Genomic DNA, 6,611 nt, shown 5'->3' with positions numbered 1-6,611 from the left:
TCCAGCTTCAGGCTGTGGCTGACGCAGGCCGCAGCGCACAGTTGCTCCACATCGGCCAAGGTGTGCGAGCCATAGACCTGGGGCTCGCGGGTGCCCAGCAAATTGAGGTTGGGGCCGTTCAGGACGATGGCAGTTTTCATGGCTCAGGTTTCTTCGGAGTCGGCGGTTTGGAGAAAGTCGGGCACCAGCGGGGCTATTGTGCCGCGACTTGCGCCTGCCGCGCACCACCGTGCCCACCCCCCAGAAAGAGCCGCTCGATATCCGGGTCGGCCAGCAATTCTGACGCCGGGCGTTGCAGCACCAGCCGGCCAGACTCAAGCGCAATCGCTTCGTCTGACACCTTGAGCGCGCTCTTGACGTTCTGCTCCACCATCAGCACCGTCGTGCCCTGGTCCGCCAGCCCGCGCAGCAGTTTGAACACGTCCTGCACGACGATGGGGGACAACCCGATGCTGGGCTCGTCGATCAACAGCACCTTGGGCCGCAGCAGGAGCGCGCGGCCGATTTCAAGCTGCTTCTGTTCGCCGCCCGAGAGGGCCGAGGCCTGGCTGTTCATGCGCTCTTTCACGCGGGGAAAAAGCTCAAGCACTTCGGGGATGCGCTCGTGCGTGGTCTTCATGCCCAGGGTGATACCGCCGAGCTCCAGGTTCTGGAACACGGTGAGCTGGCCAAACAGGTTGCGGCCCTGGGGAACGAAAGCGATGCCCCTGGCGAGCAATTGTTTTTGTGTCGCGCCACCGATGTTGTCACCGTCCAGCAGGATGCGGCCCTGGCGTGGTTTGAGCAGGCCGAAAAGGGCCTTCAGGACAGTGGATTTCCCCGCGCCGTTGGGGCCGAGCAGGAGGGTGATCGATCCGCGGCTGGCCTTGAAGGACAGGTTGTTTAGGACCATGAAATCCTTGTAACCGGCAACGACGTTGTCAAATTCAATGCAGGTGTCGTGGGGCATGACGGCGTTTGTCTGGCGGGATGAGTTAGTGCTACTTTAAGCGTTTGAGGTTTTCACCCCCCCAAATACGCCTCCAGCACCTGCCTGTTACCGCGTATCTCCGCCGGGGTGCCGATGGCCATTACCTGCCCTTCCACCAGCACCATGATCCTGTGGCACAGCCCCATCACAAAATCCATGTTGTGTTCGATGACCACAAAGCTGCTGCGCTTGCCATCGACCGGGTTGCGGTTCAGGTCCCCCAGCAAGGTGGAGATGCTGCCCACCAGTGCAGGGTTGACTCCGGCGCAGGGTTCGTCCAGCAGCACCAGGTCCGGCTCACTCATGAAAGCCATGGCAATATCCACCAGCTTTTGCTGCCCATAGCTCAGCGTGCCGGCCTTCAGGTGGGCTACATGGCGGATGCGGAAGCGGTCGATCAAGGCATCAGCCCTGGCACCCAGGCCCGAGTCCGTCGGCGCAAAGATGCGGCCGAACATGCTGCCCTGATGCTCCTGCGCCGCGACGATCAGGTTGTCGCGCACCGTCATCTTGCCGAACACCTGCAAGGTCTGGAAGGTGCGGCCCACGCCCAGGCGGTTGAGCGCCATCGGGCCCAGGCGAGAGACATTTTTGCCGTTGAGCTCAATCGTCCCCGCATCAGGCGTGATCTGCCCCAGCATGGAATTGAACAGGGTGGTCTTGCCCGAGCCGTTGGGGCCAATCACCCCAAAAATCTCGCCGGGCATGACTTCAAAGCTGACGCCGGCAACCGCCTGGATCGCGCCATAGGATTTCTTCAGGCCCGTCACTTTCAGGAGCGGGGCGGTCATGGCGCTTTACGCGACAAGCGCCGCGCCTTCAATTTGTCCGGCAAGCTCAACAGCCCGTCGGGCAGCCACACCATCAGCGCGACCACCGCCGCGCCAAAGAGCGGCAAATACCAGTTGGAGGCAAAGGGCACATCGCGCAGCCACTCGGGCAACACCACACCCACCGCAGCGCCGATGACCGGGCCGAAAAAATAGCCGGGGCCGCCTACCACCACCATCAGATACATCATGATCGACGCAGCCACCGTGAAAGGCGCCGGCTCAATAAACTGCACCAGCGACGCAAACAGCGCGCCGGCCACGCCCGCATACGCGGCACCAATCGCAAAGCTCAGCAACGTGTAGTTGCGGATGTGGATGCCCAGGCTCTCGGCCCGTATCGGGTTGTCGCGCAGCGCGGTAAACGCCTTGCCCCAAGGCGAGCGGAGCAAGCCCCACAGCAGGGCGGACATGAGCACGGTAACCACCAGCACAAAATAGAAATACGCACCATTGCCCTCCAGCGACACGCCCAGCAACTGCGGCCGCGCGATGTTGTTGATACCAAAAGTGCCGCCGGTCAGCCACTCTTCATTGCGCATCAGCAGCCACACCGCCGTGTTGAAGCCGAGCGTGGCAAAGGCCAGGTAAATGGCCTGCACCCGCAGCGCCGGAAAGCCCAGCACGATGCCGGTTGCAAAGCAGATCAGCGCCGCAGCCGGCAGCCCCAGCCAGAAGCTGATGCCCGCCTTCATGAGAATCGCCACTGTGTAGGCGCCAATGCCAAAGAAGGCGGCATGCCCCAGCGACTTCTGCCCCGCATAGCCGACGGTGAGGTTCAGCCCCATGGTCGCGATGATGAAAATCAGCCAGGTGGTCAGCAGATAAATGCCGTAGTTTTTCAGAAACGCCGGGGCCGCCAGCAGCAGTACAAACACCACCACCGTGGCCATGAGAGCGGTTTTGCGGCTCATACTTTGCGCTCTTCTTTCTTGCCCAGCAGGCCTTGCGGCTTGAACATGATCACCACCATGAACAGCACCAGCGCTACCGCGTCCTTGTAGGCCGGCGAGATGTAGGCAGCGGCCAGGTTCTCGCACACGCCAACGATCAGCCCGCCCAACAGCGCGCCGCGCGAGTTGTTGAAGCCTCCGATGATCGCTGCAAAAAATGCCTTGTTGCCCAGCGACTCCCCCATGTCGAACTTGGCCAGGTAGGTAGGCGTGACGAGCAGCGCCGCAGCCACCGCCAGCATGGCGTTGATGGCAAAGGCATAGAAGATCATGCGCGGCACGTCGATGCCCAGCACCTGCGCGCTTTCGGTGTTCTGCGCCACCGCCTGCATGGCCCGGCCGGTGACCGTGCGCGTGATGAAGGCCTGCGTGGCAAACACGATGGCCAGCGCCAGCACGAAGGTGCCCATGTCGGCCAGCGTGATGGTCACGCCGGCAATGTTGAACAGCCTGTCGGCAAACAGGCTGGGAAAGGGGTGGGCCTCGGCGCTGTAGGCAGCGCGCACGCCGTTGCGCATGAAGATCGACAGGCCGATGGTGGCCACCACGATGGGCATCATGCCGTAGCGAAACAGCGGGTCCACAATGCCGCGCTTGAACAGCCAGCCCAGCACCAGCACCGCCAGCAGCACCGCCATCACAAAGCTCACCAGCAGTGGTGCGCCCAGCGACATGAAGCCCAGCATCATGAACGCCGGCAGCATGACAAACTCGCCCTGGGCAAAGTTGATGGTGCCGCTGGCCTGCCACAGCAGCGTAAAACCCAGCGCGGCCAGGCCGTAGATGCTGCCCGTGGCCAGGCCCGAGAAGAAAAGTTGCAGGAAGTCGGTCACTTCTTGCCGAGCGGGGGCAAGGTGGCAATCACCTCCTGTTTGCCGTTCTTCACTTCCACCAGGAAGCTGTCGCGGTCCACGTCGCCCTTGCCGTCAAAGGTCACGTCCATCAACACGCCGGGCGACTGCTGGGTGGTCACGGTGAAGTTCTTGAGCGTCTGCGCCACGGCCTTACGGTCAAGTTTGCCGGTCTTTTCAATCGCGGCCTTGAGCACATAAATGCCGCTGTAGCCTTTCATGCCGTTGTGGTCCGAGACGTACTTGTATTCCTTCTCGAACTTGGCCTTGAAGGCGCGCACCGCGGGGATGGGCGCGTCAACCGTCAGGCCCACGTGACCCACCGCGCCGTTGGCGGCCTCCCCGGCCAGCTCGATGACCTTCTGGCCGGTGAGCGTGGTCTCGCCGATGATGGGTTTGGTCCAGCCCTGCTTGCGCAACTCGCGCAAGGCGCGGGCCGACTCTTCTTCATTGGTGTAGACGAACACGCCGTCTGCATTGCTCTGCTTGGCCTTGAGCACGGCGGCCGAGAAGTCGACCTGGCCGGCGTCGGTGGAAATGCTGGCGACGATCTTCGTTGGCGAATTGGCGAGGGCCTTGGTGATCATGTCGTTGCCGCCCTTGCCGAAGTCGTTGTTCACATAGATCACGGCCAGGGTCTTGAGCCTTGCGGTGTCGCTGATGTAACGAGCGACTTTTGGCATGGCTGTGGCCTGGGTGAAGCTGGTGCGAAACACGTAGGGGTTGCCCTGCTCGGTGATGCTGGCGGCCTCCCCCCCGGTGAAGTTGGGCACCTCGGCCTTGCGGCTCTCGGCCATGCTCACCATGATGGAGCCGGAGAACACCGGCCCGAAGATGGCGAACACGCCGTCGTCAATTGCCTTTTGCGTCAGGCCCTTGGCAATGCCAGGGTTGCTCTGCGTGTCGGTGGTGGTGGTCTGGATCTTCCTGCCGAGGATGCCGCCCTGCGCGTTGATTTCCTTGACGGCCAGCTCGATACCGTTCTTGAAGTTGGTGCCCGCCGTGGCACCGCCGCCCGACAGTTCCACGATGTTGGCGATCTTGATCACCTCTTGTGCCAGGGCCGGTGCCAGGGACGCGGCAAAAGCGCAGGCGGCGATGAGTTTCAAGGCGGTGCGTTTGCGAATGATTTTTTGCATGGTGTTGTCTCTTCAGGGTGGTTGATTTTTGTCGAATGGCTGCCTGTGGTGCGGATGATCTCGCCGGCCAGCTCGGCAGGGTAGATCATCTCCCGAAGAAAGGTGGCGTCCTGTCGCACCTGTTCAGCCGCTTGGATGAAGCCAAAAAAGTCCAGGTACAGGTGAGTCTGCTGAATCAGCATTTCAAAGCCCGGCTGGGCCACCAGGCCGCGGGCGCGCGCTGCCCGCACCAGCGGCGTGGGCTGGTTCTTCATGAGGATGTCCACCAGCGCCGCATGCGCGTCCATGCGGGACACGTCGCAGGGCATGGCGTCATCAAGCAGGAGGCCAAGCGGCGAGGCGTTGATGACCACGTCGTAGCCAGCAGGGTCGTTGCTACCTGCCGCCCGCACCACGGCCTGGCTGGACGCTGCAATCCGCGCCGCGACCTCGGCCGCCTTGCCCGGCACCGGGTCATACAACGCCACCTCGGCGCATGAGCGGGCACCTGCACAGGCCAGGGACACGGCGATAGCCGAAGCCCCGCCACCTGCACCTATCACCAGCGCCCGCTTGCCTGCATAGCCGATGCCAAACCAGTCAAGCGAGGCCACAAAGCCTTCCCCGTCAAACAGGCCGCCTTTCAGCCGCCCGTCTGCGTTGCGGCGGATGCCGTTGACGGCGCCTGCAATGCGGCCCAGCTCCGTGCAGCTGTCCAGCAGTTGCGTGATCGGCGCCTTATGGGGAATCGCAACCCACATGCCTTTGATGTTTTTTGAAAGAAAGGCCGTGCGGACGAATGCCTCCAGGTGCTCGGGCGCCACATGGGCGGGCACCAGCACGGCATCTATGCCCATGCGGGCAAAGACCAGGTTGAACACCTGCGGCGCCCGCACCTGCTCGACCGGATCGCCGAGGATGAGATACACATCGGTGGTACCACTCACCAAGGGCATGGGGTTGAGGTTTTTGTCCATGAACGTTTTGATACTCTGTCCGGATTGCGGGTAAGGCATCCGACTTTAGCGCGAGTGGAACATGTCACCCAGAATCGATGTTCAGATGGACTCGATTGAGGGAGATAGCCAGTGAATAAAACCGTTTGTTCCGCCGCGCTGGTGGCCGCCCTCGTTTTGGGCGGATGCGCCGGCATCCCGCAGTACACGCAAGTTGGTGCCCCGCGTGAAGCCGAGCTGCAGAAGATGGGGCCACCCACTGCAAGCTACGTTGATGCCACTGGCACACGCTTGCAGTATTCGTATGGGGCCTGGGGGCGCCAGACCTACAACATCGACATCGATGCCTCGGGCCGGGTGGCAGCCGTCACGCAGGCGCTGCAGCCGTCGGTGCTGAACAGCCTGTCGGGCCGGGAACTGTCGTCCGCCGACTTTCGCCGCGAGTTGGGCCCGCCGTCCGAGGTGGGCCAGATAGGCAGCTTCGGTGGCGACGTGTGGACCTGGCGTTACTGGGAGGCCGGCACGCCCCGTCTGTTCCATGCCTATGTGGACAAACAGGGCATGGTGGTGCGCACCTTGAGCACGGACGAGCCCGTGCGGCCCTGGGTCGGCGACTGATCTTCAGCAAGGCAGAAACATCAGAAGCGGAGCTGGCCGGGAACCTGCAAGGTACCCGGCCAGCGCCCTCTCCCGCGCACGGGAGATGGCTGGGTGAGGGTCTGTTGCTACACGACAATGCCCCAAGACATGAAAGCCCGCCACTTCCTCCAGCTCGTCGCTCTGTCTGCCCTGTGGGGCGGCTCGTTTCCCATGCTGCGTATTGCCACTCCGCAACTTGGGGCCTGGGGCACAGCCGGAGTGCGCTGCATTCTGGCCGCCATCACCCTGGCCGTCTTGATGCGGGTGCTGCGCAACCCGTGGCCGCCGCGCAAG

At 62.7% G+C, this 6,611-nt stretch carries 8 protein-coding genes and 1 pseudogene; 2 read left to right on the top strand and 7 right to left on the bottom strand.

The window, feature by feature from the left end:
• The 7 genes from H7225_RS04745 to H7225_RS04715 all read right to left on the bottom strand — a co-directional run.
• Positions 1-140: type II 3-dehydroquinate dehydratase (locus H7225_RS04745; protein ID WP_290659637.1), on the bottom strand; the 140-nt coding region annotated here is incomplete at its 3' end.
• 53 nt (positions 141-193) lie between these two features.
• Positions 194-949, bottom strand: coding sequence for an ABC transporter ATP-binding protein (locus tag H7225_RS04740; protein WP_290659634.1), 756 nt, complete (start codon positions 947-949; stop codon positions 194-196).
• 53 nt (positions 950-1,002) lie between these two features.
• A complete protein-coding gene (locus tag H7225_RS04735; RefSeq protein ID WP_290659633.1) occupies positions 1,003-1,761 on the bottom strand; it encodes an ABC transporter ATP-binding protein in 759 nt (252 codons plus the stop codon).
• Complete coding sequence (locus tag H7225_RS04730; protein WP_290659632.1) at positions 1,758-2,714, bottom strand: branched-chain amino acid ABC transporter permease; 957 nt, start codon at positions 2,712-2,714, stop codon at positions 1,758-1,760. The genes H7225_RS04735 and H7225_RS04730 overlap by 4 nt, the downstream gene beginning before the upstream one ends.
• Positions 2,711-3,586, bottom strand: coding sequence for a branched-chain amino acid ABC transporter permease (locus H7225_RS04725; RefSeq protein WP_290659631.1), 876 nt, complete (start codon positions 3,584-3,586; stop codon positions 2,711-2,713). Before H7225_RS04725 ends, H7225_RS04730 begins: the two co-directional genes overlap by 4 nt.
• The gene (locus H7225_RS04720) at positions 3,583-4,731 is read right to left on the bottom strand and encodes an ABC transporter substrate-binding protein (RefSeq protein ID WP_290659636.1); all 1,149 of its coding nucleotides are present in this window, start codon (positions 4,729-4,731) and stop codon (positions 3,583-3,585) included. The genes H7225_RS04725 and H7225_RS04720 overlap by 4 nt, the downstream gene beginning before the upstream one ends.
• The gene (locus H7225_RS04715; RefSeq protein ID WP_290659635.1) at positions 4,710-5,678 is read right to left on the bottom strand and encodes a shikimate dehydrogenase; all 969 of its coding nucleotides are present in this window, start codon (positions 5,676-5,678) and stop codon (positions 4,710-4,712) included. The genes H7225_RS04720 and H7225_RS04715 overlap by 22 nt, the downstream gene beginning before the upstream one ends.
• Positions 5,679-5,810: 132 nt before the next feature.
• On the opposite strand from H7225_RS04715, the gene H7225_RS04710 reads away from it, so the two are divergent.
• On the top strand, positions 5,811-6,296 hold the full coding sequence (locus tag H7225_RS04710) for a hypothetical protein (RefSeq protein WP_290659630.1): 486 nt from the start codon (positions 5,811-5,813) through the stop codon (positions 6,294-6,296).
• Positions 6,297-6,425: 129 nt separating this feature from the next.
• Positions 6,426-6,611, top strand: a pseudogene (locus tag H7225_RS04705) (EamA/RhaT family transporter); the annotation flags it as partial.

The organism is Aquabacterium sp. (genome assembly GCF_014378415.1).
GTDB lineage: Bacteria > Pseudomonadota > Gammaproteobacteria > Burkholderiales > Burkholderiaceae_C > Aquabacterium.
Note: the sequence above shows the minus strand (reverse complement) of the source record. Positions and strands in the feature narration are given on the sequence as shown.

Bases quoted from the DNA above. Each gene is read 5' to 3' on its own strand.
- H7225_RS04715 (WP_290659635.1), bottom strand. From the start codon at position 5,678: ATGCCCTTGGTGAGTGGTACCACCGATGTGTATCTCATCCTCGGCGAT.
- H7225_RS04740 (WP_290659634.1), bottom strand. From the start codon at position 949: ATGCCCCACGACACCTGCATTGAATTTGACAACGTCGTTGCCGGTTAC.
- H7225_RS04735 (WP_290659633.1), bottom strand. From the start codon at position 1,761: ATGACCGCCCCGCTCCTGAAAGTGACGGGCCTGAAGAAATCCTATGGC.
- H7225_RS04730 (WP_290659632.1), bottom strand. From the start codon at position 2,714: ATGAGCCGCAAAACCGCTCTCATGGCCACGGTGGTGGTGTTTGTACTG.